The organism is Ruegeria sp. AB6, assembly GCF_056542685.1.
This window is the reverse complement of record NZ_JBQGAD010000002.1, coordinates 594,972-617,840: the sequence shown is the minus strand read 5'-3', so window position 1 is coordinate 617,840 and position 22,869 is coordinate 594,972. Positions and strand designations below refer to the sequence as shown.

At 58.3% G+C, this 22,869-nt stretch carries 23 protein-coding genes; 8 read left to right on the top strand and 15 right to left on the bottom strand.

All coding sequences use genetic code 11. From position 1 onward, the window contains the following. Positions 1-22 precede the first annotated feature (22 nt). Positions 23-1,120, bottom strand: coding sequence for a 4-hydroxyphenylpyruvate dioxygenase (gene hppD, locus ACR0DB_RS07180; protein ID WP_480549775.1), 1,098 nt, complete (start codon positions 1,118-1,120; stop codon positions 23-25). Between the two features lie 146 nt (positions 1,121-1,266). Between hppD and ACR0DB_RS07175 the strand changes: the two genes are divergently transcribed. Beyond that, positions 1,267-1,722, top strand: a complete 456-nt coding sequence (locus ACR0DB_RS07175; RefSeq protein ID WP_170769454.1) for an Lrp/AsnC family transcriptional regulator — start codon at positions 1,267-1,269, stop codon at positions 1,720-1,722. 14 nt (positions 1,723-1,736) lie between these two features. After that, positions 1,737-3,617 (top strand): monovalent cation:proton antiporter-2 (CPA2) family protein, encoded by a 1,881-nt coding sequence (locus ACR0DB_RS07170; protein WP_480549773.1) that lies wholly within the window; start codon positions 1,737-1,739, stop codon positions 3,615-3,617. 25 nt (positions 3,618-3,642) lie between these two features. On the opposite strand, the gene cobT is transcribed toward ACR0DB_RS07170, so the two are convergent. Continuing rightward, positions 3,643-4,656, bottom strand: coding sequence for a nicotinate-nucleotide--dimethylbenzimidazole phosphoribosyltransferase (gene cobT / locus ACR0DB_RS07165; RefSeq protein ID WP_480549771.1), 1,014 nt, complete (start codon positions 4,654-4,656; stop codon positions 3,643-3,645). Positions 4,657-4,735: 79 nt separating this feature from the next. On the opposite strand from cobT, the gene cobS reads away from it, so the two are divergent. Next, positions 4,736-5,500: an adenosylcobinamide-GDP ribazoletransferase gene (gene cobS, locus ACR0DB_RS07160; RefSeq protein ID WP_480549769.1), complete on the top strand. Its 765-nt coding sequence runs from the start codon at positions 4,736-4,738 to the stop codon at positions 5,498-5,500. Here the strand turns inward: cobS and ACR0DB_RS07155 are convergent. The 6 genes from ACR0DB_RS07155 to ACR0DB_RS07130 all read right to left on the bottom strand — a co-directional run bounded on the left by ACR0DB_RS07155 (position 5,497) and on the right by ACR0DB_RS07130 (position 11,343). Further along, positions 5,497-6,267, bottom strand: a complete 771-nt coding sequence (locus tag ACR0DB_RS07155) for a potassium channel family protein (RefSeq protein WP_480549767.1) — start codon at positions 6,265-6,267, stop codon at positions 5,497-5,499. The genes cobS and ACR0DB_RS07155 overlap by 4 nt on opposite strands. 103 nt (positions 6,268-6,370) lie before the next feature. Next, entirely contained in the window at positions 6,371-6,880 is a 510-nt protein-coding gene (locus ACR0DB_RS07150; protein ID WP_170381457.1) for a CarD family transcriptional regulator, read from the bottom strand. Between the two features lie 286 nt (positions 6,881-7,166). Continuing rightward, the gene (fdxA, locus tag ACR0DB_RS07145) at positions 7,167-7,505 is read right to left on the bottom strand and encodes a ferredoxin FdxA (protein WP_170769449.1); all 339 of its coding nucleotides are present in this window, start codon (positions 7,503-7,505) and stop codon (positions 7,167-7,169) included. Positions 7,506-7,571: 66 nt separating this feature from the next. Beyond that, positions 7,572-7,937, bottom strand: coding sequence for an RNA-binding S4 domain-containing protein (locus tag ACR0DB_RS07140; RefSeq protein ID WP_480549765.1), 366 nt, complete (start codon positions 7,935-7,937; stop codon positions 7,572-7,574). A gap of 6 nt (positions 7,938-7,943) precedes the next feature. After that, the gene (locus ACR0DB_RS07135) at positions 7,944-10,757 is read right to left on the bottom strand and encodes a helicase-related protein (protein WP_480549763.1); all 2,814 of its coding nucleotides are present in this window, start codon (positions 10,755-10,757) and stop codon (positions 7,944-7,946) included. Between the two features lie 16 nt (positions 10,758-10,773). After that, positions 10,774-11,343, bottom strand: coding sequence for a tetratricopeptide repeat protein (locus ACR0DB_RS07130; RefSeq protein ID WP_237217145.1), 570 nt, complete (start codon positions 11,341-11,343; stop codon positions 10,774-10,776). Between the two features lie 70 nt (positions 11,344-11,413). Between ACR0DB_RS07130 and ACR0DB_RS07125 the strand changes: the two genes are divergently transcribed. From ACR0DB_RS07125 to ACR0DB_RS07115, 3 genes are all read left to right on the top strand, one after another. Then, complete coding sequence (locus tag ACR0DB_RS07125) at positions 11,414-11,704, top strand: SCP2 sterol-binding domain-containing protein (protein ID WP_170750697.1); 291 nt, start codon at positions 11,414-11,416, stop codon at positions 11,702-11,704. Continuing rightward, entirely contained in the window at positions 11,704-12,669 is a 966-nt protein-coding gene (locus tag ACR0DB_RS07120; RefSeq protein WP_480549760.1) for an alpha/beta fold hydrolase, read from the top strand. The genes ACR0DB_RS07125 and ACR0DB_RS07120 overlap by 1 nt, the downstream gene beginning before the upstream one ends. Before the next feature lie 67 nt (positions 12,670-12,736). Then, positions 12,737-14,557 (top strand): M3 family oligoendopeptidase, encoded by a 1,821-nt coding sequence (locus ACR0DB_RS07115; RefSeq protein WP_480549758.1) that lies wholly within the window; start codon positions 12,737-12,739, stop codon positions 14,555-14,557. Here the strand turns inward: ACR0DB_RS07115 and ACR0DB_RS07110 are convergent, their stop codons facing one another. From ACR0DB_RS07110 to ACR0DB_RS07090, 5 genes are all read right to left on the bottom strand, one after another. Continuing rightward, on the bottom strand, positions 14,558-15,445 hold the full coding sequence (locus tag ACR0DB_RS07110) for a DMT family transporter (protein WP_480549756.1): 888 nt from the start codon (positions 15,443-15,445) through the stop codon (positions 14,558-14,560). Positions 15,446-15,448: 3 nt separating this feature from the next. Next, a complete protein-coding gene (locus ACR0DB_RS07105; protein WP_480549754.1) occupies positions 15,449-15,718 on the bottom strand; it encodes a DksA/TraR family C4-type zinc finger protein in 270 nt (89 codons plus the stop codon). A gap of 57 nt (positions 15,719-15,775) precedes the next feature. Continuing rightward, entirely contained in the window at positions 15,776-16,750 is a 975-nt protein-coding gene (locus tag ACR0DB_RS07100) for a Gfo/Idh/MocA family protein (RefSeq protein WP_480549752.1), read from the bottom strand. 199 nt (positions 16,751-16,949) lie between these two features. Beyond that, on the bottom strand, positions 16,950-17,846 hold the full coding sequence (gene rpoH / locus ACR0DB_RS07095; protein ID WP_170750687.1) for an RNA polymerase sigma factor RpoH: 897 nt from the start codon (positions 17,844-17,846) through the stop codon (positions 16,950-16,952). Positions 17,847-17,992: 146 nt separating this feature from the next. After that, positions 17,993-19,027: an RluA family pseudouridine synthase gene (locus ACR0DB_RS07090; protein WP_480549750.1), complete on the bottom strand. Its 1,035-nt coding sequence runs from the start codon at positions 19,025-19,027 to the stop codon at positions 17,993-17,995. Here ACR0DB_RS07090 and ACR0DB_RS07085 point away from each other — a divergent pair. Beyond that, positions 19,026-19,328 carry a DUF6476 family protein gene (locus ACR0DB_RS07085; protein ID WP_480549748.1) on the top strand — a complete coding sequence of 101 codons (303 nt, stop codon included), beginning with the start codon at positions 19,026-19,028 and terminating at the stop codon, positions 19,326-19,328. The genes ACR0DB_RS07090 and ACR0DB_RS07085 overlap by 2 nt on opposite strands. Positions 19,329-19,330: 2 nt before the next feature. Here ACR0DB_RS07085 and ACR0DB_RS07080 read toward each other — a convergent pair whose 3' ends face one another. Next, positions 19,331-20,803, bottom strand: coding sequence for a hypothetical protein (locus ACR0DB_RS07080; RefSeq protein ID WP_480549746.1), 1,473 nt, complete (start codon positions 20,801-20,803; stop codon positions 19,331-19,333). Between the two features lie 181 nt (positions 20,804-20,984). On the opposite strand from ACR0DB_RS07080, the gene ACR0DB_RS07075 reads away from it, so the two are divergent. Beyond that, positions 20,985-21,872 (top strand): haloalkane dehalogenase, encoded by an 888-nt coding sequence (locus ACR0DB_RS07075; RefSeq protein WP_480549744.1) that lies wholly within the window; start codon positions 20,985-20,987, stop codon positions 21,870-21,872. On the opposite strand, the gene ACR0DB_RS07070 is transcribed toward ACR0DB_RS07075, so the two are convergent. Then, positions 21,869-22,858 carry a hypothetical protein gene (locus ACR0DB_RS07070; RefSeq protein ID WP_480549742.1) on the bottom strand — a complete coding sequence of 330 codons (990 nt, stop codon included), beginning with the start codon at positions 22,856-22,858 and terminating at the stop codon, positions 21,869-21,871. The two genes, ACR0DB_RS07075 and ACR0DB_RS07070, sit on opposite strands and share 4 nt — an antisense overlap. Between the last annotated feature and the right edge of the window lie 11 nt (positions 22,859-22,869).

Genomic DNA, 22,869 nt, shown 5'->3' with positions numbered 1-22,869 from the left:
GAGATCAAGTTAAGACACAGGATCAAGCGGCTGAAATTTCACCGGATTCGATTTGTTCGCGCTCGATGGATTCGAACAGAGCCTGGAAATTTCCTTCACCAAACCCGTCATCTCCTTTGCGTTGGATAAACTCGAAGAAAATCGGGCCGATCACGGTTTTCGAGAAGATTTGCAGCAAGATCCGGGTTTCGCCCCCGTCCAGCACGCCCTCGCCGTCGATCAGAATGCCGTGTTTCATCATCCGGTCCAACGGCTCTTCATGGTCGGCCACGCGGTCCTTGGACATGTGGTAATAGGCTTCGTTCGGGCCCGGCATAAACTTCAGACCCTTTTCGGCAATCGCATCGGTCGAGGCATAGATGTCCTCGCTGCCGACGGCGATATGCTGAATACCCTCGCCTTTGTATTTCTTGAGGTAGGACACGATCTGGCCTGTCTCGCCCCGGTCTTCGTTGATAGGAATGCGGATACGGCCGCAGGGGGATGTCAGCGCGCGACTATAGAGCCCGGTGAACTTACCCTGAATGTCAAAAAAACGAATCTCACGAAAGTTGAACAAATCGCCGTAAAATTTGAACCACTTGTCCATATTTCCCTTGTAGACGTTGTGGGTCAGGTGATCGAGGTAATAGAACCCGTCGCCGCGCGGCTTGGACTGTTCGGTCCATGTGAATTCCTGATTATAGGGCGAGGTGTCATAATATTGATCGATGAAATAGATCAGCGATCCGCCAATCCCTTTGATCGCGGGAACGTCCATCGTTTTGTCCGCAGCATCATAGGGCTCGGCGCCCTTGCTGACGGCATGCTCGAAGGCTTTTTTCGCATCCACAACTCGCCAGCCCATCGAAGGGGCACACGGGCCGTGTTCTGCGACGAACTTGGCGGCAAAGCTCTCGGGATCCGCGTTGAGGATATAGGTCACGTCGCCCTGCTGCCACAGCTCGACCGAGGGCTTGTCCTTGTGGTGGCCGACCAACTCAAACCCCATCTTGGCGAACAGGTCGCGCAGTTCCTGCGGCTCGGGATGGGCGAATTCGACAAACTCGAACCCGTCGGTTCCGGCCGGATTTTCGGGGCTGATGACAGATTTCGGGGCGTTATGCGGGAAGGGTCCCATGGCGCGTCTCCGTGAAAACAGGAATTTCTTTGCTGATTCCAAAATATGTCTTATTCGGCGCTGTTTCTGCGCATTGTTTTCGAGTAAACTAAGTTCAAGTGCGAGATATCCGCACGTTTTGATGATTTAATGAGGAATTTGCGCAGGTGTTGGATTCAATAGACACACGGCTTTTGTCGGCGCTTCAGACAAATGCGCACCTGACGGCCCATCAATTGGGTGAGATGCTGAACCTGTCGCCCAGTCAGGCCGGACGCCGCCGTCAACGGCTCGAGGCCGAGGGGTATATCACCGGCTATGCCGCGCGGCTGGACCCACTGAAGTTGGGCTTGCAGGTGCAAGGTTTTATCCAAGTACATCTGGGCACCCATGGCCCCGAGCAATCCGACAGTTTCGCCCGTTTGGTTGACACTCGACCAGAGATCACCAGCGCCTGGACGATGACCGGCGAGGCTGACTATCTGCTGCATGTCTATTGCGACGATCTTTCCGCGCTCAATCGCTTGCTTCATCAAGTGATACTGCCGCATCCTGCGGTGGCACGGGTGCAAAGCCAGATCGTGATGGACCAACTCAAGCGCGATGCGCCCCTGCCCACCTGACCCGAGAGGATAATATGGACGATTTCCTATACCAGGCTTCGATCTATCTGGCGGCCGCCGTGATCGCTGTGCCCTTGTCGGCACGCCTGGGTCTTGGGTCGGTATTGGGATACCTGGCCGCTGGTATTGTCATCGGTCCGATGTTCGGACTGGTGGGGGCCGAGACCGAAAGCCTGCAACATGTTGCCGAATTCGGTGTCGTCATGATGCTGTTCCTGATCGGGCTGGAACTGGAGCCTCGCGCCTTGTGGGATATGCGCGAACGGCTACTGGGTCTTGGTGGGCTGCAGGTTCTGTTGTCCACTGCGGTGATTGCCTGCGTGGCCATGTATGCCAACCACCCGTGGTCGGTGGCGCTAGCTGTCGGGTTGACCCTGTCATTGTCCTCAACCGCGATCGTGCTGCAAACCCTGTCGGAAAAGGGGTTGATGCAGACAAATGGCGGCCGAGCGACGTTCTCAGTTCTGTTGACGCAGGATATTGCGGTGATCCCGATGCTGGCCTTGCTGCCTCTGCTGGCGCTGCCTGCGGTGCCTCACATCCAGAATGACGGATCTATCGAGCGGGGAGCGGCAGACCTGCATGACAAGGCGCATCACAGCCTGTCTCTAGTGGATGGGCTGCCGGGCTGGGCGGTAACGCTGGTGACACTAGCCGCCATCGCTTTCGTCATCCTTGCCGGTATCTACCTGACCCGCCCCTTGTTTCGCTTCATCCATGCCACCCGCCTGCGCGAGATGTATACGGCGCTGGCGCTGATGATCGTCGTGGGGATTTCCTTCCTGATGACGTTGGTCGGCCTTTCGCCTGCCCTTGGCGCATTCCTGGCAGGCGTGGTTCTGGCAAGTTCGGAGTTCCGCCATGAAATGGAAAGCGACCTGGAACCGTTCAAAGGTCTGTTTTTGGGGTTGTTCTTTATCACCGTGGGGGCCGGGATTGATGTCGCCTATTTCTTCAACGACCCGTTTGATCTGATAGGCCTTGCCCTTTTGGTCATTCTGGCCAAAGGCATCATCCTGTTTCTGGTTGGCCGTGCCTTCAAACTGCGCGGGCGCGATCATTGGCTATTCACCTTGGGTTTAGCGCAAGCGGGTGAATTTGGCTTTGTTCTGCTGGCCTTCTCAACACAGCAAAACGTCATCCCGCCCGATCTGTCACAAAAGCTGCTGATGATCATCGCCCTTACAATGTTGATTACGCCACTTTTGTTCATCATCTACGACCTGCTCTCGCGCCGGATCAGCGATGGCGGGCCCGCCCCCGAACCCGATGAGATCGACGAGAAAGGCCCGGTGATCATCGCAGGCATCGGTCGGTTTGGTCAGATCGTGAACCGGCTGGTGCGTGCCAGCGGGTTCAAGACAATCGTTCTGGACCACGATATCGAAACCATCCAGCTGATGCGTCGGTTTGGCGTCAAAGGGTTCCTGGGCGATCCCACCCGCCCAGAACTGCTGCGTGCCGCCGGGTTAGAGAAAGCCTCGGTTCTGGTCGCTGCGATGGATGACCCCAAGACAGTCACGCGGCTGGTCAGCTTCGCCCGCCGCCAGCGTCCCGACCTTCATATCGTCGCCCGCGCTCATGACCGAACCCATGTGTACGAGCTGTATCAGGCCGGGGCCAATGACATCGTGCGCGAGATGTTTGACGGATCGCTCCGGGCTGGACGCTATGTGCTCGAGAATATCGGCCTCAGCGACTACGAGGCGGCGCAGGCCGAGCAGACCTTTTACCACCACGACCGGACCGCTGTTCGGGAATTGGCCGAACTGTGGATCCCCGGGATGCCCACCGGCGAGAACAAGAAATATATCGATCGGGCCCGACAGCTTGAAAAGGACCTAGAGACTGAGCTGTTGGAACTGGCCGAAAAACACGCCCAGAAATCGGCCTGACCGTTCCCCGGTCAGGCCCTTCAACTTAACCGTCCGACACGCCTGCTTCGGCAAAGGTTGCCATACCGGAATGACAGGCGACAGCGCTTTTAACGATATTGATCGCCAAAGCACCACCAGACCCTTCACCCAGACGTAGGCCGAGGCTGAGCAGCGGCTCTTTGCCAAGCTGGGCGAGCACCGCGCCATGCGCGCCTTCAGCGCTTTGATGGCCTGCCACGGTGTGATCCAGCGCCCCGTCGACCGTGCGGGCCAGACAGGCCGCAGCAGCTGAACAGATGAACCCGTCCAAAACAACCGGAATGCGCAGGATGCGGGCGGCAGCAATCGCCCCAGCCATGGCCGCAATCTCGCGCCCGCCCAGACAGCGCAGCACCTCCAACCCGTCGCCCGAGCCGCCATGCAGGGCTACGCCCTCGGCCACCGCACGGGTTTTGTTGGCCAGACCGGCATCGTCTACGCCGGTTCCACGCCCGGTCCAATCGGCGGCTTCGCCTCCGAACAGGGCGCAGGCAATCGCGGCGGCGGGGGTGGTATTGCCAATCCCCATCTCGCCCACGACCAGCAGGTCAGCTTCCGGGTTCACTGCGTTCCAGCCGGTTTGCAGCGCACGCAACAGTTCGTCCTCGGACATGGCCGGACCGGTGGTGAAATCCACGGTCGGACGGTCAAGCTCCAGCGCGTGCACGTCCATCGTTGCTCCCGCCGCTTTGGCCAACTGGTTGATCGCCGCGCCGCCATGTTCGAAATTCATCACCATCTGCACGGTCACTTCGGGCGGAAAGGCCGAAACGCCCTGCGCCGTAACACCATGGTTTCCGGCAAAGACAATGACCTGCGGCGCATTGATCTGCGGCCGCGCGTCCCCACGCCAGGCCGCATACCAGATCGCCAGATCTTCTAGCCGCCCCAGCGCACCTGGAGGTTTGGTCAATTGTCCGTTCCGGTCCGCAGCACCCTGACGGGCGTCGCCATCGGGTCCGGGCGCATTAGAAAGGGCGTCACGAAAAGAATTCAGGTCGGTCAGGTCTGGCAGCATCCAAAGCCTCGTTGCATCAGAGTGGTCCTGTGTGTTTAACCGAAGCGACCAAAGCAACAAGACCCTGAAAGGCGCGGGAGTGCTAAAAAACGACACCAAACTCATTTCCCACTGGGATATACTGCTGGCACTGGTCCTGTTGACGCGTTTACCGATCCCGCGCCTGCCCGAGGATGCTTTTGATCGTCAGGTCTTAGCCGCCTGGGCGTTTCCGTCCGCCGGTTTCGTTGTCGGCGCTCTGGCCTGTGCGGCGGGATGGGTCGGATCGGCTTGGGGCCTGCCCCCGTTGGCCTGCGCCATCATACTGGTTGCAGTGCTGATCCTGTGTACCGGGGCCATGCACGAGGACGGGCTGGCTGACACCACAGACGGGTTCTGGGGCGGGTTTGACCCGGCCCGACGTCTTGAGATCATGAAAGACAGCCACATCGGCACTTATGGCGTTCTTGTCCTGATCTTGTCGCAAGCCCTGCGCGTTGCGCTGATCGCCCCCTTGCTGGCAACTGGCGCTTTCGGAGGCATACTGACTGCCTGCATCCTGTCGCGCGCAATGATGCCGATATTGATGACTGCCCTGCCCAACGCCAGAAACGCTGGTCTGAGCCATTCGGTCGGCGCTCCCCTGTCGTCCACTACTGGGATTGGGGCTGCCTTTGCCCTCGCAATGGCCCTGATCTTGATTGGAGCCACCGCATTTAAGGCTTTGATTGTCGCCGCTCTTGTTACGTTCGCCATCGGTTTGGTCGCCAGATCCAAAATTCGGGGACAGACCGGCGACGTGTTGGGCGCAACGCAGGTGATGACCGAGCTTGCCATTTTGATAGCGCTGACGGCGGCGCTTTAGGACGCGCCTCCAGTTTCGATCCGCAACACTTCGCCGCAATGTTTGCAGTGCACAGCGTCTGGGTCGTGTCGATACAAGCCGCAGCTTCGGCATTTGTGCCGTACTTTTTGTGGCATGAAAATCGCCTGCGCCAGCCGCACGAACAGCGCCACCCCAACCACCATGATAAAGACCGAAATCAGCTTACCGCCCGGTGTGTCCAGCGTGATGTCGCCGAACCCCGTTGTCGTCAGCGTCGCCATGGTGAAATACAAAGCGTCAATATAGGGGGTCTGGCTGTCCTCGGGGATGAAAAAGACCAGAACGGCAGTCGAGGTCACGAATACAAAGACCAGCAGATTGATGGCGGCAATAACCGCATCTTCATGGGTGCGGAAATATTGGACGTCGCGGCGCAGATCGCGCAGTAAGTGAAAGGAATGGATCAGGCGCAGAGCGCGCAGAATCCGCAGAAAGGCCAGATTGCCCGAAAGGAATGGGTCGAGCATTAGCGACACGATCACAACCAGATCGGCCAGGGTGTAAATCTTGAAGAACAGTTTGCGCCGGTCCCGCGCGATCCATAGGCGCGCCGAAAAGTCCAGCAGGATCAGGAAACCGACGAACATGCTGGCGATCGTGATCCCAGGACCGTGTGAAATATGCGCAGTGGCGACAAAAAACACGATTGTCACCGCGTCGAACAGGATCAGCCCATAGCGGAACCAGACCGAAACCGGGTCATGTCCGATATACAGATATTTGAGCGTTTTCTTTATCTGGGTCATCTAGACGCCTCTACCTATTGGGAAAATACCCCCAAACGAAGAGGTAGAAAATAAAAAAGGCCGCCCCCAACAGGAGCGGCCCAAACTATTCAAAGCAATGCGATCAGGCAGCGCGCGAGGTCAGCACCTCATCCACCTGCTTGGCGGCCGACACTTCACCGGCGCCGGATACGGCTGCAACTTCACGAGTCAGACGTTCCAAGGCAGCTTCATAGAGCTGACGCTCGGAATAGCTTTGTTCGCGCTGATCGTCAGTGCGGTGCAGGTCGCGGACCACCTCTGCGATCGAGATCAGGTCGCCCGAGTTGATTTTCTGTTCATATTCCTGCGCCCGGCGCGACCACATTGCGCGCTTCACCTTGGCCTTGCCCTTCAACGTCTTCATCGCCTGAGAGATCACGTCGGGCGAACTCAGCGACCGCAGACCGGATTCGGTCACCTTGTTGGTCGGCACCCGCAGGGTCATCTTGTCTTTCTCGAACGAGATCACAAACAGCTCAAGCGAATACCCGGCAACTTCCTGTTCCTCGATCGAGATAATCTGACCCACACCATGCGCGGGGTAGACCACATAATCGTTCGGGCGGAACTCAAGCTTTTTCGACTTAGACATTCAGGTTCATCCTTGGTTAGCAGAGCCAGACAAAAAAACGACAAAACACCCCAAAACCGTGCCTTGAAGGCCCGGTCAGGCAGTTTTTTTGTCAAAAAATTAGAACTCCAAAGCGTCCATACTTACGGAGTCATCCCCAGCTCAGTCATCATTCAGCTACGAAGTATATCACAAAAATGCGACACACAAAAGCGCTACCGACCAATGAGCCGATAAAATCATTATTAAACATAAGGTTGCGGCGTTTTTTCGGCATCTAAACCACTGAGTTCAGAGAGCGAATCGCTTAGCCACCTTCGCCGGGCGCTTCAGAGAAGTACTTCTCCATCTTGCCTTCTTCGCCGTCGCGTTCCTCGGCTTCTGGCAAGGGATCCTTCTTCGTCACGATGACCGGCCACATTTCCGAGTATTTTCGGTTGAACTCGACCCATTCATCCATACCCGGCTCGGTATCGGGGCGGATTGCGTCGGCGGGGCATTCGGGTTCGCACACGCCGCAGTCGATGCATTCATCGGGGTGGATGACCAACGTGTTCTCACCTTCGTAGAAACAATCCACCGGGCATACTTCGACACAGTCGGTATATTTGCAGCCAATGCAGTTTTCAGTGACAACGTAGGTCATGGTCGGATTCCCGTTTGCGCTTTGGGCGTCTAGCTAAATCAGTATGGCGTCAGCTTCAAGATAGGATCAGCTATCTTGATTGCGAGAAAGATCAAGCGCGCGCCGATCTTTCTTGGTTGGACGACCTTTTCCTTCAAAGCTTGGATTTTGCAGCGGCTTGTCCTGCTTTTCGGTCAAATCCGTATATAGCGTTTGTGCCTCGGGGGCCGGACCGCGCCGTTCACCCAGTTTTTCCACCCGCACAACACGCACAATGTGGCCCTGAGGAAAGGTCAGAACATCGCCGGGGTTGATAGCTGTCGCCGGTTTCAGAACCCGGTTACCGTTGACACGCACATGGCCGCCGCTGACCTGTTTGGCGGACAGGCTGCGGGTCTTGAAGAACCGCGCCTGCCACAGCCATTTGTCGATCCGCAGCTTGGCCTCGGACATCCGTGCTTAGTTGCCGTCCTTCAGCCCCATCAACGCAGCGGCGAAGGGGTTGTCGGGATCAATGGCTTTCTCTTTCTTGGGCGGTCGGGACGAGAAGGATTTCGCGCCCTGCGGTTTACCACCCTTCTTGCCGTGCGGCTTGCCGCGACCGTCCTGAGGTTTGCCACGCGGCTTGCCCTTGCCCTGCCCCTGCTCGCGGCGCGGGCCACGATTCTGCTGGCGCTGACGGCCCCATGTGAAGGTGTAGAACACTTCAACTTCAGGCTCATCGCTTGCGAGTTCTGCGGCAGGAGCCTCGGCTGCTGCCTCGGTGCTTTCGGTGGCCTCGGCTAGCGCCTCGGCGGGTGCGGGCGCATCGTCTGTCGCAACTGCATCTGCCGGGGTTTCCTCAGCAGCAGGTTGCTCGGGCACTTCCGCCGCAGGTTGTTCCGCAAGCGCGGCTTTGACCTTTTCACGCTCACCCCGCTCGGCCTTATAGCCCAAGCCCTGCATCAGGTCGGCAAATTGTTCCAGCGTCATACCGGTGATCGAGAGCATGTCGGGCTTGGCTTCGAACCCGCCCCGGCTGTCCTCAGACCGCAGCATGTCTGCCAGACGTTCCAGCATATCAATACGGATCGAGCGCTCACCGGCGTCGCGGTAACCGCACATGGTGTCATACCCTTGCGGCGCGTCCTTAGCGACGGGGACCGTAACCAGACCCGGAGGCGGCGCTTCAGGGAATTCCTGCAAGCCGCTGGACAGCGCCCACAGAACCAGACGCAAGCGCGTCGGCGCGGGTTTCAGCAGCAGCGGCATGAAGATCGTGAATTGACCGAAGCGGATGCCGTGCTTGCGCAGCGCACCGCGAGCGTCCTGATCCAGATCCTTGACCTCTTGCGCGACCTGCGCACGCGGCAAGATGCCCAATGCCTCGACCATGCGGAATGCAAAGCCCTTGGCCAGACCGCTGAGTTCCTCGTCTCGCGACAGGTTCAGCAGCGGTTCAAACAGCGCGGCCACCTTACGGTCAATGAAATGCTGCAGCCGGCGCTGCACCTTCTGTTCGACATCGGGGCCTGCGGCTTCGTCTACGAAAACCTCGACCATAGGCTTGAGCGGCTCGGCCCCGGCAACCAGCTTGCCAACGGCATATTCGCCCCACATCAGGCCACCTTGTTCGGTGAAATCAATTTCGGTATCGGGCGCGTTGTAGAAGCGGTCGGCACGCAGATGGAATTGCGGCGCGAGAGCTTGCAGCGAAGCCGATCTCAAGGCTTTCGCCTCGGTCCCCTGCGCAGCTTTATCCGGACTGAACCGGAACCCTTCCAAACGACCGACGAATTCGCCTTCGACGGTCACTTCACCCTTGTCATTTACTTCGGCCAAAAGGGCCTCCTTCTGTTTGAGCCGCCGCAGCAAAACGGATGTGCGCCGGTCCACAAATCGTTGGGTCAGACGGTCATGTAATGCATCTGACAGCCTGTCTTCTACAGTGCGCGTTTCCTCACGCCAATGGGATTCGTCACGCACCCATCCGTTTCGTTGCGCAACATATGTCCAGGTGCGAATATATGCCAGCCGTTTGGACAGCGCATCAATATCTCCGTCTGTCCGGTCAATCCGGCGGATTTGCCGCGCCATGAAGTCATCAGGGATCGACTGGCGTTCGTGCAGATGGCCGTAGATCACCTCGAGCAGGCTGGCATGTTCCGAATGGCTGATGCCGCGAAAATCGGGGATTCGGCATACATCCCACAACAAGTGGATGGATTGCGGATCGCTTGCGCGGGCCATCACTTCGGTCACTTGCGACAGGGATTTCAGCACGTTCAGATCGTCGGCGGGCCGCGCTTTGAGTAGGTTTTCATTGTCCGGGCTGACTTCAAGCGAGTTGATCAGCGCCTCGATGGATCCGAACCGCAAGGCAGCATTCCGCCAGTTCAGCTTTTTCATCGGCGTGAAGCGGCTGTCCATGATCGCTTGTGCTGTGCCTTCGTCCAACGGCGGGGCCTCGCCCGTGACGCCAAACGTGCCATCCGACATCCCACGCCCGGCCCGGCCTGCGATCTGGGCCAGTTCGTTTGGGGCCAAGGGCCGCATCCGCCGACCGTCGAATTTGGTCAGCGAGGAAAACGCCACGTGATTCACGTCCAGGTTCAACCCCATACCGATGGCGTCGGTGGCGACCAGATAATCCACCTCACCATTCTGATAGAGATCGACCTGCGCGTTCCGTGTCCGGGGGCTGAGCGCGCCCATAACCACCGCAGCCCCGCCCTTTTGACGGCGCAGCAGTTCCGCAATGGCATAGACGTTATCGACCGAGAACCCAACGATGGCGCTGCGCGGGGGCATCCGACTGATCTTTTTCGACCCGGCATAGACCAATTGAGACATCCGTTCGCGCCGTACAAATTGTGCCTCGGGCACCAGCGCTGATATGGGACCACGCATGGTGTCCGAGCCCAAAAACAAGGTCTCGCTGGTACCGCGTGAACGCAGCAGACGGTCGGTAAAAACATGGCCGCGTTCGGGGTCGGTACACAGCTGGATTTCGTCGATGGCCACGAAATCGGCGCCCATGCCTTCGGGCATCGCCTCGACCGTGCAGACCCAGTATTGGGTGCGTGGCGGCACGATGCGCTCTTCGCCCGTAACTAGCGCCACGACCGACGGCCCGCGAATGGCGACGATCTTGTCATAGACCTCACGTGCCAACAGACGCAGCGGCAGGCCAATGATACCGGTCCGGTGGCCCAGCATACGTTCAATCGCGTAATGCGTTTTGCCTGTGTTCGTCGGGCCCAGTACGGCCACGATTCGGGATGACCCGCTCACTCTTGCCCCCTGCCTCTTAGAGGGCCGAGCCCTCGACCTGAGGCTTCAGTCGATTCACCGCATTGGTTACTTCTTCGTGATGGGGATGTATAGCCAATGCGCGCTCATAGGCTTGCAGCGCTTGTTCGGGTTGACCCACGATTTCAAAGATCAATCCCAATCCGTAGATCGCCTCGTAATTGTTGGGGTTCAGCGACAGGGCATATTCCAGATCCGCCGCCGCCATGCCAAAGCGTTCGATCCCGAAAAAGGCCGACGCCCGCACATGCCATCCTTCGGCGAAGTCCGGGGCGTGATCAGTCAACGCTGTTAGATGTTCGATGGCGGCCTTGGTATCGCCATCCTCCAGCGCCTCGCGTCCTCGTTCCAACAACAGGTCTGCCGAAGCCGACCCTGACAGGGACCAAAGCGACTTGAGTTGACGATCGATGCCAATCGCTTGATCAGGTGTTGATTGCGCCAATTGCTGCAATAACTCGGCTTCATCCCGCGAGTCGGCCTGCTGTGCAAGACAAGGGATGGAAAACGTGACTAGGAGCGCGGTTGCCGCGACGATACCTTTGAGATTGATGCTTGCAATGCTCATAACAACGTTCAGTGTAGCGTAGCGCGGTAGGATGTCCATTCCCTGCGCTCAAATCAAAGTGAGGAGAACCATGAGCGACACTCTGGAAAAAGCCGCAGCGGCGCTGAACGAAAAACTGGCCGACAGCGGCTTTGGCGCATCCGCCAAATTCGCCATTGAAGGTGTGGGTTCAATTGTTCTGGACGGCAGCGGCGCGCGTGTCAGCGATGAAGAAGCTGACGTCACCATGAACGCGGATGTCGACACGTTCGAACAAATCCTAAGCGGTGAGCTGAACCCGACCGGTGCTTTCATGTCCGGCAAGCTGACCGTCGATGGTGACATGGGTGTCGCCATGCAACTGGCATCGGCGCTAGCCTGATGAACGCGTCACCGGCCCCCTTGTTCGAAGACGTGGCCGGTGCCCCAGCCGGCGGACAGGCCCACTGGTTGAACACCACGGATAATGTCCGCATTCGGGTGGCCCATTGGCAACCTGAAACCAACAGCGGCGGCACGGTGTTCATGTTCCCTGGCCGCACGGAATATATCGAAAAATACGGCGATACCGCGAGCGAATTTGTCGGTCGTGGCTTTGCATTCCTGACAATCGACTGGCGAGGTCAGGGGCTTGCGGATCGGTTGCTGGATGACCCACGAGTCGGTCATGTCGATACGATACCGGATTATCAGAAAGACGTTCAGGCCGCGCTGAACCTTGCTATTGAGCTGGACCTGCCAAAGCCATGGCACCTCATCGGGCATTCGATGGGCGGCGCCATAGGGCTGCGGGCCGTGATCGAAAGCGATCACTTCGCTACATGTGCCTTTACCGGGCCGATGTGGGGGATTTTCTTTACTCCGCTGATGAAACCGCTCAGCCGGTTGACCGCCTATTGGGGGCCTCGGTTGGGTTTGGGGGAAAAGACTCCACCGACCACATCGCTAGAAAGCTATGTGCTGTCGCAACCGTTCGAAGGCAACGTGCTGACCCGCGATCCGGCGATGTACAAGATGATGCAAGATCAACTGAACGCGCACCCCGAGCTAACGCTGGGCGCGCCCTCCACCATCTGGCTGCGCGAGGCGCTGGACGAATGCGCGTGGCTGATGGACCAACCCGCGCCCAAGACCCCCTGCCTGACTTTCCTGGGAACCCATGAACAAATCGTGGACCGCAAGGCCATCCGCGCCCGCATGGCCAACTGGCCCAGCGGCACGCTGTTGGAAATCCCCGACGGCGAACACGAGGTTTTGATGGAAGCGCCTGAGGTTCGAGGCCCCGTTTTCGACCAGTTGGCGGCGCATTTCATGGCTGCTGAACGCGAACCCGCCCTGGCTGACTAACACCCCGCTTGTGATCCCTGCCCGGCGCGCCTAGATGTTGGCGAAAGCTATTATTTCGAGGTGATCCATGCGCGACCTTCCCTTCCCCGTCCGTGACGCAAACGCAGTCGGCGGGTCCGACAATCTTGGCAACCTGCCGGAATGGGACCTGACGGATCTGTACAGCTCGGGAGGGGCGCCTGAACTGTCGCGCGATCTGGACTGGCTGGAAGGCGAATGTGCGTCCTTTGCGGCAGACTACGAGGGCAAGCTGGCCGATCTGGACGCTGATGGTCTGCTGAACTGCGTTCTGCGCAACGAAAAGATCAACGCCATTGCCGGGCGGATCATGTCTTTTGCCGGTCTGCGGTACTACCAGCTGACCACCGATGCGGACCGCGCCAAATTCCTGTCGGATATGCAGGAAAAGATCACCATCTTCACCACGCCGCTGGTCTTCTTCACGCTTGAGATCAATCGTATCGACGATAACGCGCTGAAAGCCCGGTTCGACGCCAACGCGGATCTGGGCCGGTACGAACCCGTCTTCCGCCGCATCCGCGCGATGAAGCCCTATCAACTGTCTGATGAGCTGGAGAAATTCCTGCACGATCTGGGCGTTGTTGGCGATGCATGGGAACGTCTGTTTGACGAAACCATCGCCGGCCTGACCTTTGACATCGAAGGCGAAGAGCTGAACATCGAAGGCACCCTGAATCTACTGACCGAGCAGGACCGGAGCAAACGCGAAACCGCCGCCCGCGAATTGGCGCGGGTGTTTCAGGACAACGTCAAAACCTTTGCCCGTGTTCACAACACACAGGCCAAGGAGAAAGAAATCGTAGACCGCTGGCGCAATATGCCGACCGCTCAAACCGGTCGCCACCTGTCGAACGACGTGGAACCCGAAGTGGTTGAGGCTCTGCGCGAAGCCGTGGTCGCCGCCTATCCTAAACTGAGTCACCGCTACTACGAACTCAAGCGCAAATGGCTGGGTCTGGACGTGATGCAGGTCTGGGACCGCAACGCGCCCTTGCCGATGGAAGACACGCGCATCGTCGGCTGGGACGAGGCCGAAAAGACCGTGATGGATGCCTATAACGCGTTTGACCCGCGCATGGGCGAAATCGCGGCCCCATTCTTCAGCAAAGGCTGGATTGATGCGGCCGTGAAGCCGGGCAAAGCGCCGGGTGCATTTGCGCATCCGACCGTAACCGACGTGCACCCCTACGTGATGCTCAACTATCTGGGCAAACCGCGCGACGTGATGACCCTGGCGCACGAGCTGGGTCATGGTGTCCACCAAGTACTGGCCGCCGGTCAGGGCGAGATGCTGTCCTCTACCCCACTAACCTTGGCCGAAACGGCCTCGGTCTTTGGTGAGATGTTAACCTTCCGCAAGATGCTGGATCAGGCCGAAACCCCCGAACAGCGCAAAGTGCTGCTGGCCGGTAAGGTCGAGGACATGATCAACACGGTCGTCCGCCAGATCGCGTTCTATGATTTCGAATGCAAACTCCACGCCGCCCGCCGCGAAGGTGAGTTGACGCCCGACGACATCAACGCCCTGTGGATGAGCGTTCAGGCCGAAAGCCTTGGCCCGGCATTCGAATTTATGGACGGGTACGAGACCTTCTGGGCCTATATCCCACACTTCGTCCACTCGCCCTTCTACGTCTACGCCTACGCGTTTGGCGACGGCTTGGTGAACGCCCTCTATTCCGTCTACGCAAGCGGGTCCGATGGGTTCGAGGACAAGTATTTCGACATGCTGCGCGCCGGTGGTTCGATGCACCACAAGGAACTGCTGGCCCCGTTCGGGTTGGACGCAAGCGATCCCAAGTTCTGGGATAAGGGCATGTCGATGATCTCGGGCTTTATCGACGAATTGGAAGCGATGGAGGGCTGATCAATTCTGGTTTTTGGTTGTCAGAAACACGGCCAGCACGATCAGCACACCCCCAAGGGCCGCAATCGGCGTGATTGCGGCCCCCAGAAACAGCGCCGAATTGACAAAGGTGAACACGACCGAGGCCGCAAACATCAAGGTTGCGGTCAAGGTCGAAACCCGCGCAGCAGCCTCGTACCACAGGTAATAGGCGCAGGCGGTCGGCAGCACGCCCAGCAATATCAGGAACACCACGTCATTGGCGGACGGACCCTGCATCGAAAACGCGGCCAGCGGCAGCAGAAGTGCCCCGGAACACAAGAAGATGCCGAACAGGAAGTTCAGCCGCTCTCCGGTCGATGTCGAATTGCGCATAGCCCGACTGCTTGAGATCAGGAAGACCGCCCAGCTTAGCCCGGCTCCGATTTCAAGAATATCCCCGAATAAGGGCTCTCCACCTCCCTGAAAGTCCCGGAAAACGGTCAGAAAAACGCCCAGAATTGCCAAAACTGTGGCCAGAACATCGGTTCGCGTGACCGGTGTATCTGCAAAGAAATAAAGGAAAACCAGCACGAAAAAGGGCGCTGTGTTCTCCAATACCATCGCATTGGCCGCGCCGGTATGTTCAAGCCCGATGTGGAACAGGATATAGTTCACAACGGTCGACAATACGGCCAGGCGGAAATTCCAGTCACTCAACCGCATCGAGACGGAAACCCGCATCAGACGCAACATGCAATAGATCGCCAATGCCGCGATGAACAGGCGCGAGACCGCGATTTGCAACCCGCCCAGATCGCTGGTCAAATAGCGCACGATGACGCTATGCGTACCCCACAAGAACGCAGCCAGGAACCCAAGAACCAATCCATTCTGCAACAGGGGCTGTTTTGGCATGGGTACAGGCATGGGTTATTTCAACTGACTGTCCTTGGACCCGCGTCGATTGATCCCGGACCGCGCTTTGAACGCGCCATCCCTATCCTGCTGGCAATCCAGACAGAGTTTCACCCCCGGCAGGGCAAGTCTGCGTTTCTCGGGGATCGGCTCTTCGCATTCTGCGCAATGGGTTAGGCTTTCGCCGTGAGGGCGCTTTTGCGCCTGCATCCGGGCCAGTTCGTCGGATATCGACGCCTCGATCTGTTCACTCACCGCGCCATCACGCGCCCAGCCGCCTGCCATTGTCGTCTCCTGTTCAGGTGACGACCAGATTAGGCTGCCGGACCCGCGTGTGGCAAGTCAGAGTGAGACCGCCACCTCAAACGCCTGGTCAATCATCGCCTGCGTCCCGCGCGAGAACTCCAACGGGCACGGATAGGTCGCCCCTTCCCGCACGGATCGACCGAAGGCTTCGACCTGCAATATGTACTGATCGTCACCGGGAAAGCGTGTGATCTGCACTTCCAGCCCCGGACGATGCAACTCGACCTGCGCCACGTCAAAAACCCGCGCATTGAACGGCGCGGTCAAACGGATTACACCGCCTTCGCCGTGGAACTCCATCGCCTGATGCGGGTGCATCCGGGTCGACACATAGGTCGAATAGGTAAATCCGGGGAAGCGCGCATTAATCTCGGTGAACACGTCCACGTCGTTTTCCCATCGGATCGTCGAGCGGACCTCGACCGGCTCTTCCCCAGTGACAAACCGAGCGCTACCGATCGTGTAAACGCCGATATCGCGCAACCCGCCGCCGCCAGTTTCGGGGCGGTTTCGGATGTTGCCTGTGTCGGCGCGATTGTCATAGGTGAACACACCGGTCACATGGATAAGTTTGCCAATGGCCCCATCCGCGATCAGCTTTTTGGCGAACTGCCACTGCGGGTGATGCACGATCATATAGGCCTCGGCAGCCAACAGTCCTGTCTCATCCCGCTTTGCAATCAGCGCATCGAACTCGGACGCCTGCATCGTCATGGGTTTCTCGCACAACACGTGCTTACCGGCATCCAAGGCCTTTAGCGACCACTCTACATGCAGGTGATTGGGCAGCGGGACATAAACCGCATCGATCTGCGGATCGGCCAGCAGCGCATCATAGCTGTCATAAACGGTCAGATCGGGGCAAAAAGCCTGAAACGGTTCGACCTTGGCCGGGCTTGACGTTGCCAATCCGGCCAGCCGCGCGCCTTCCGCCGCGTGAATAGCCGGTGCCATAAACCGACGCGCAAAATTCGCGGCGCCCAGAACACCCCATTGAACCGGTTTTTGCACAAGTCCCTCCCAAATTTCAGTATCGCCGTTATCGCTAACGGTTCAATCTCGGCTCTTTTAGCAACGTCTGGGCGCGAAGTCAGGCATTTTTGGCCATTTCTGACGTCAACACATCACTTATCAGAGAGCGAGACCTTAAACGGTATTGGACGCAAAAAAGCCCGCCGTCTCAGGCGGGCTTTGGTTCGCAGCGGCCGGATTACATCTGGCCCAGCATCCCTTTCTCGCGCGCAAGGTCGCGCATTTTCTTTTGCAGCTTTTCGAAGGCCCGCACCTCGATCTGACGGATGCGTTCGCGGCTGACATTATACTGCGTGCTCAACTCTTCCAGCGTCACCGGCTGATCCATCAGGCGGCGTTGAGTCAGAATGTCCTTTTCGCGGTCATTCAGCACCTCCAACGCGGCGGCCAGCAATTCGCGGCGTGCGTCCAGCTCGTCGCGTGCCTCATAGTCGCCTGCCTGATCGGCATCTTCATCCTCAAGCCAGTCCTGCCACTGCATGGTGCCTTCGCCTTCGGACCCGACAGTCGCGTTCAGCGAGGCATCACCACCAGACATCCGGCGGTTCATGCTGATGACTTCCTCTTCGGTCACGCCAAGATCGTTGGCGATCTGCGCCACGTTTTCAGGGCGCAAATCACCCTCTTCCAACGCGCCGATACGCGCCTTGGCTTTGCGCAGGTTGAAAAACAGCTTTTTCTGCGCCGAGGTCGTGCCCAGTTTCACCAGCGACCAGGACCGCAGGATATATTCCTGGATCGAGGCACGAATCCACCACATCGCATAGGTCGCCAGACGGAACCCTTTTTCCGGGTCGAACCGTTTGACCGCCTGCATCAGGCCTACATTGGCCTCGGAAATCACCTCGGCCTGCGGCAGACCGTAGCCGCGATAACCCATCGCGATTTTAGCCGCCAGACGCAAATGCGACGTAACCATTTTATGAGCCGATTCAGTGTCTTGCTCTTCGACCCAGCGCTTGGCCAGCATGTATTCCTCTTCCGGCTCCAGCAGCGGAAACTTGCGGATTTCCTGCATATAGCGGTTCAGGCCACCCTCGGGCGTCGGCGCGGGGAGATTTGCGTAATTTGCCATAATTCATGTCCCTCCGACAAATGTTTAAGTCGTTAACATAGGATATGGGAGGTCGTCCCGATTCATTCAAGAGGCAGCGCTAACAGAGTGGTATTAACCAACGATAAAGAAAAGATAAGAACGCGTTACTCACGAGTGTGCGCATATTATGACAACGGCGCGCGCAGCTTATCAATCAGTTTCTCCATGTCTTCCGGCAAATTAGCCTCAAACCGCAAAATATCGCCAGTGACGGGGTGCTCGAACCCCAGAACCGCGGCGTGCAAAGCCTGTCGCGGGAAGGCGCGCACCGCCTCGGCCGTGTCTGCACTGAACGCTTTGGCCGCGAGCTTGCGTTTGCCGCCATAGACGGGATCGCCTACCAGTCCGTGCCCCGCATGGGCCATATGCACGCGAATCTGGTGCGTTCTGCCCGTTTCCAGCCAGCATTCGATCAAGGACAATCCCGCCGGGGCGCCAAATGTCTCATTCACCCGCGCCCGCGTCACGGCATGACGTCCGCCATGGAAAAGAACCGCCTGTTTCTGTCGGTCGGTCTTGTGACGGGCCAGTTGCGTGGTCAAGCGCATGATGTTGCCGGACTCAAAACTGACGCCCTTCACACCGCGCAAACGCGGATCATTTGCGTCGGGAACACCGTAGCACACCGCGCGATAATAGCGCTCGACCGTATGCGCCTCGAATTGGGCGGCCAGGCCGTGATGCGCGGCATCTGATTTAGCGACGACCAGCAAGCCGCTGGTTTCCTTGTCAATTCGATGCACGATACCCGGACGCTTTACGCCACCCACGCCCGACAGGTCATCTCCGCAATGATGCAGCAGAGCATTCACCAGCGTTCCATTGGGCGAGCCCGGTGCGGGATGCACCACCATGCCTGCGGGTTTGTTGATGACGATCAAATCGGCGTCCTCGAACACAACCTCCAGCGGGATATCCTCGGGGCCGATATGGCTGTCTTCGGCCTCGGCCACCGCAATCGTGACAGATGTGCCCTCGGCCACCTTTGCCTTGGGATCGCTGGCCACGGTTCCGTTGATCCACACGGCACCTTCTTCGATCAATCGGGCAAGACGCGTACGAGACAGGTTTTCCTCGGGTGGCACATCCCGCGAAAGCGCCTTATCAAGGCGTGGCGGCGGATCTGCCGCGATCTGAAATTCAATCTGGCGAGTGCCCATGACTGTCCCTTCCGAACCGCAAGAACCGCAGGAAACGCCTCAGCTTCGATTGCTGCGGCGGATGGTCATGCTGCTGACCGCGGTGATGATTGGCGGCGTTCTAGTGACATTCGCGCTGATTGTCATCCGGCTATCGGACCGAACCCCCACCCTGCCCGATCAGATCGAGCTGCCAGACGGCGCCAAGGCGCAGGCCGTCACCATCGGGAACAACTGGTACGCTGTGGTCACGGACGACAACCGCATCCTGATCTTCGACAAGACAACCGGACGGCAACGGCAAGAGATCTTAGTCGAGTAACCTTAGATGGCGGTCAGCGACTCAACGCTCAACCGCAACAGGGTCGTGCCAACAGATGCATCGGTTTGCTTCAACGTTGCGACATCCAGAACAGTATGGCCCAAGGTCAAAAACGTCCCTTCTTCCGTAGCGACAAGTTGCATGGCGCGCTTCGCTTCTGCGTCGATGTCTGGCGAGGCCAGAAGCAATGATATCAGCAACAGCCCCCGATCCACATCATCGCCCGTATCAAACAACAGCACTTCATCGGCCATCGCAATCCTCTCGCGGTGGCCATAGATACTGACATCTCCCGCGATCCGCCTGATCCGGTCCAGCGCGGCCTCCACCCCATCAATTTCCTGCGCCGCCTGCCGCAGTTTCGGTCCGCGCAAAGAGTTCGCCAGATACGCCCCTGGTGCCAGAACCGACACATCCCGATAGCAATACCGCGCCTTTCCAAAGACCGAGAGTTCATCCGAAGCCGCAAGCTCGGTCAACAGGCTGCGCACCTCGTCTGCGCCTTTCAGCGTGTCAAAGCGCCTCAATTGTTCGGTTGTCGCCCGGCTAGGGACGAAGCTCACGCCTTGGTGGCGAAGTGTTCGGAACGGCGGCAGCTCAATCCCGAAAAACGCCCTGCAATCCGCATTGAAGCGATCCAATTGCTCTGACGGAATCGCACTTGGCCTGCCGTCTAGCACCAAGGTTCCGTACATGGTGATAAACCTGTCGGCATAGGGCACGCGTCGGTCAAACTCGGCCAGAGGGTCGGCGGCATCCGGGCCGTTCGTGAGCCTCTGCCACCCGGGCTGATCAAAATACTCCGGCTTTCCGTTGCACCAGAACCGCTGGCCGTCCTTTTGCAACAACGTCGTGTAGTGGCCCGGAGAGCCGACCATAAAGGCATCCACCAGCGAAATACCATGCAGGATTGTGGCCAGCGACGTTGTCAGCGTAGCCTCATCCGCGCAAACGGTGACACCCATAGGCCGGTGCTTTTTATGGCCCATCAAACGCGACATAGCATGCAAACCGTCGATTGTATTGTAGATGTAAAGCGGCAATTGATCTCGTTCGAGCACCGGAAAGATGTCCAGCGCGGGGGTCAACAACCCGTCCGAGCGGCGGCGGGTCACGTGCCGCCAAAGCTGTGCCTTGATGCGATCAACAGGTTCTGCCCCCAGCCGGTCCCTTTCATCCTGAAGGTTCAGCAGCCCCACACGATCTGCCGTGCCCATGGGGAAGTCATGGGTGAAATGGCGGTCGATGTACTCCAGCATCTCATGGGTGACCTGGCTGTTTGGCGCGAGGTCCCGCCCCGTCGGGTCCACTCGGGACAGGATCTGATCGCGGATATGCCACAGCCGGTCGCTCATCAGATTGGCCAGGATCAGTACGATCAGCAAATCGGGATCGGTCGCAGCATCCATCAAACCGGGATGTGCCGCACGCGAAAGCCGTTCAATCCAGGCTGAGGGTTTCGGGATATCGACCACGGGCTGCTCCTTACTGTTTGCGGCCCCGACCAGAGGGGCAAATGAATGCTACAATCGGAAGACCATGCCGCCCAGCGCCTTTGACTACTAACGCAATTGTTTGCGCTGCTGCCCAAAAGGGCTGCTATGGTTGCGCATCCGCAGCGATCCCGTATGCGCGCACCTCAGAAAGGCCCTCTCAATGCATTCCGAAAAGCCGATCTCAGCCGAATTTCCGTTCGACTCCAAATATATCGAGGTCAACGGTCAGAAAATTCACTATGTGGATGAAGGCAAAGGTGCACCAATTCTGTTTCTGCACGGCAACCCGACCTCCTCCTATCTGTGGCGCAATATCATCCCCTATGCAGCCAAGGGTCATCGCGCCATCGCGATGGATTTGATCGGTATGGGCAAATCGGACAAACCCGACATCCCCTATCGTTTTGTCGATCACGTCCCCTTTGTCGACGGGTTCATCAAGGCCTTGGGTCTGACGAATGTAATACTGGTCATCCACGACTGGGGTTCGGCCCTTGGGTTTCACTATGCAAGCCGACATCCCGAAAACATCCGCGGCATCGCGTTTATGGAAGGGATCATTCGCCCGATGACATGGGCCGCATTCCCCTCTGATTTCCGCGCCGGATTCAAGATGATGCGCACACCGGGATTGGGATGGGCGCTGATCTCGGGTCTGAACATGTTTGTCGAAAAAATCCTGCCCAGCGCCATTGTCCGCGACCTGACCCAGAAAGAGATGGACGCCTACCGCGCGCCCTACCCGACCGCGCGCAGCCGCAAACCGGTGCGGGTCTGGCCCTGCGAAATACCGATTGATGGCGCGCCCTCGGACATGCACCAGATCGTCAGTGCCTATAGCCAATGGATGGGTGAGACCGAAATACCGATGCTGCTGTTTCATGCCACCCCCGGTGGCACGATCCGGGAAGATGGCGTCGCGTGGTGCCGCGAGACCATTCAAAACTTGCAGACCGTCGATATCGGGCCGGGCATTCATTTCGTACAGGAAGACAACCCGCACCTGATCGGTGACAAGCTGGCTGACTGGCTGGCTACATTACCCTAAGGCTGCGCCTCTAGCGCCAACCGAAATACGATTTCGGATGCCTTCCTAAGCGCCTCATATTCCTGCGGCGTGTCGCGGCGAAAGGCCTGATCCTGCGCGCTCAACTCGACCTGCGAGAACAGGCGGCGCCGGTCGGGGAAGAATTCCCGCTGAAAGGACATGTCTTGGCCAGCCATGAAATTATCCAGCCACGCGCGCTCGTCCGGTTCCAGCACATCATTGCGGCGCACCATGACTGGATCATCCAGTTTGATCCGCCGCAACTGACGGCTTTTCCTGCGCCCCATTGCGCGGGTCACGATACCAAAGGCTTCGCTCGCGGCACGTGACTGGGACGGATTGGCAGGTTGTTGGCCCATCAGGTCATCCGCGACCGGAGTCCCGACCCGCGTCAAAAAATCGGCCACCACATGGCCATTCGCCATCTCAGCCCGGTCATATAGCATCGGCACCACGGTGACACCGGGAAAAGCGGTGCGAATGTCGGCAACTTTGGCGGCGAAACTATACTGCGCCGGATTGGCCTCGATCTGCGCAAGCTGCGCCTTGATATAGCCCGAACCCGCATTCACCAAACGACCGTTCTTGGCGCGCTGCTTGTAGTCGGCCTCGAAGAAATCGGAATAGCGGCGGCAATAGAAGGTGATCCGTAGCTGCCGTGCTGGGATTTCCGCGAATACTTGTGCCAAACGCGCCAAATCGACCGAATAGAACATTTCGGAGGACACGAGGCAGGTCCGATCCGCATGATCGTCGAATTCGCTGGTCATCGCTGCGCGGAACGGGTCCATAGGCTCATTGGTCTGGTTGATGTGAAAGGCGATGATGTTGTGGCTCATCACCAGTCGGGTTTTACCCTCCAACCGCCTGCGCCCAGCCTCCATATAGTGCAGACCCGCATCCGCCAGAGCTGAAGAATTGTCGCGCAAAAACCCCTGCAAAGCGGTCGTGCCGGTTTTGGGCATGCCCAGATGTAGCCACAGCATCAGAGCGCCCT